At 67.6% G+C, this 2,372-nt stretch carries 4 protein-coding genes; all 4 read left to right on the top strand.

The window, feature by feature from the left end; genetic code table 11:
* Window positions 1-916, top strand: a 916-nt coding sequence (locus HG543_RS53135) for a bacteriophage T4 gp5 trimerization domain-containing protein (protein WP_439332627.1), incomplete at its 5' end; no start/stop codon positions are given.
* A gap of 32 nt (window positions 917-948) precedes the next feature.
* On the top strand, window positions 949-1,536 hold the full coding sequence (locus HG543_RS53130; protein WP_343073672.1) for a DUF4123 domain-containing protein: 588 nt from the start codon (window positions 949-951) through the stop codon (window positions 1,534-1,536).
* Window positions 1,508-1,912: a hypothetical protein gene (locus tag HG543_RS53125; RefSeq protein WP_169352599.1), complete on the top strand. Its 405-nt coding sequence runs from the start codon at window positions 1,508-1,510 to the stop codon at window positions 1,910-1,912. Before HG543_RS53130 ends, HG543_RS53125 begins: the two co-directional genes overlap by 29 nt.
* A 5-nt stretch (window positions 1,913-1,917) precedes the next feature.
* Window positions 1,918-2,372: hypothetical protein (locus HG543_RS53120; protein ID WP_211194803.1), on the top strand; the 455-nt coding region annotated here is incomplete at its 3' end.

Raw genomic sequence — 2,372 nt, 5'->3', positions numbered from 1 at the left:
GCGCAAGAGCGCCTCCAGCCTGGGCAGCAACGGCTTCAACGAGGTGCGGATTGAAGACGCGACGGGCGAGGAGGAAGTCTTCACGCACGCGCAGAAGGACGAGGACCTCCTCACCGAGAACGACAAGGACCAGGAGGTGAAGGGGTACGAGGACCTGCTGGTGAAGAAGGACCGCAAGCGCACGGTGGAGGGAAACCAGACGCTGAAGGTCATCAAGGACGATGCCGGCGTGGTGGAGGGAAACCAGACGCTGCTCGTCCGGAAGAACCGCGACACCTCCGTGGAGGGCAGCCACGACGAGTCCGTCGAGGGCAACCAGGCCATGACGGTGGGGAGGACTCTCACCGCGGTGGTGTCCCAGGGGGCCATGGAGAACGTGGCCCTGGCGAAGGCCACCACCATTGGCGGGGGCTACAGCGTCAATGTGGGGCTCGCGTACAACGAGGCCACCGGAGGCGCCAAGGCGATGGAGGTGGGCGCGGCCCACACGGAAGTCGTGGCTGGCTCCCGCCAGGAGATGGTCTCCAAGGACAAGCAGGTCAAGGTCGGGGGCGACTGGAAGACCGAGGTGAAGAAGGGCATCAGCCTGACGGTCGCGCGCGACCTCACGGAGCAGGTCACCCAGAAGTCCTCGACCGACGTGAAAGAGGCCACCGCCTGGCTCGCGAAGCAGTTCGAGGTGACGGCGGATCAGCTCTCCGTCTCGGTCAACGGCAACGTCGCCCTGCGGGTGGAGAAGTCCGGCAACATCAAGATCTTCGCCAAGACGTTCACGCTCGATGGCGCGGACATCAAGTTCAAGGGGGCGAAGGTCAAGCTGGAGGCCCCGGGCGCGTCTTCGTCCGCGCAGGTGCAGGCGCTCCGCGCCGCGGCGGTGGAGGGCAGCCCGTTCGTCGAGCGCTGCCCGGGCAAGTGACGTGAGCGGCGCGGGTCATGACGGGAGATAGCGTGAGCAGTGCGGATTCAAGAGGCGGAGCCGGCCAGGGCGCGGATGATGGCGACGCGCCCACGAAGGCTTCCACGGTCCACCCGGTGCTGGAGCAGCAGGAGTTCCCCCTGTTCGCGCTGCTGGATGCCGCCCGGAGCGAGCGCATCCTGCAGATGTTGGGGAGCGCCGACGAGCAGCGTGCCTCCCTCTACACGGGCCCGGAGGGTGACGCGTTGGCCGAGGTCGCTCCCTACCTCGTGGCCCTGCCTCCCGGCTCGGAGCTGCTTGGCCGGCTATTGGAGGAGGGTTGGGGGAAGGCGTGGGGCGTCTTCGTCACCTCCGAGCTGTCCTTCCGCGAGCTGCGCCGGCACTTCCGGCGCTTCCTGCTCGTCGAGGACGAGCTGGGCCGCTCGTTGTACTTCCGCTTCTATGACCCGCGCGTGCTCCGCGTCTTCCTGGATACCTGCACGCCCGAGCACCGGGCCGAGCTGTTCGGCACGGCGGTGAAGCGCTTCTTCGTTGAGTCCTCCGACGCCACCCTGTGCGTCTTCGACGCCCAGCCCTCCCAGGTTCCCTCCCATGCTCCGAATCTCCAAGGTCCAGCTTGACGCCTTCCTCCTGCATGACCCGAAGGAGTTCGCCGAGTTCATGGTGCAGCACCTCCAGGAGGAGAGCCCGGGACTCATCGACCGCATCGAGCCGGACCTGCTGCGGGAGATGATCATCAACGGGCTCGAACGGGGGCGCTCCCACGGCCTCCAGTCCGCGGAGGTGCTGGCCTCGTTCGTGTCGGTCATGTTCCACATCGCTCCGAACTTCGACGAGCACCCCGACATCCGCAAGGCGCTGCGGGACACGCGCGTCCCCGAGCCGGAGCGGATGAACCGGCTGTTCGACTCGGTCCCCGAGAAGGCCTGGGACGAAGCCGAGAAGCAGTACGACCCCGATGCGTGGTTTCCGGAGCTGCGCGAGCAGCAGGACTGAGTGTCATGGGTGCACATCTCAAGAACGATGCCGCCATCAAGGGCGCCGAGGGCCAGCTGAGCAAGCTGCAGGACGCGCTGACCTCGGACCTGGCGCAGGCCGCGGTGGATGTCGCGGGCATCGCGGACCCCACGCCCATCTCGGACGGCATCAGCGCAGCCATGAGCCTCGCCAAGGGCGACCTCGTCGGCGCGGGGCTGTCCCTGGTGTCCATGATTCCCTACGCGGGAGATGCACTCGCCAAGACGGCCAAGGGCGCCAAGCTCGCCAAGCGCATCTCCAACCTCCGCAAGTCCATCGCGGTGGCCACCGCCAACCTCAACAAGGCGAAGGAAGCGGCGAAGGCCCGCGCGGCGGCCGCGGTCCGGGCGCGCCGGGCCTCGGATGGCGCCGCCAAGGCGGCCCAGAAGAAGGCGTGCAAGAACTGCCCGGATGGGACCCAGCCCGCCCATCCCAATGC

Source organism: Pyxidicoccus fallax, assembly GCF_012933655.1.
Taxonomy (GTDB): Bacteria; Myxococcota; Myxococcia; order Myxococcales; family Myxococcaceae; genus Myxococcus; species Myxococcus fallax.
This window is presented reverse-complemented; position numbering and strand designations above follow the sequence as displayed.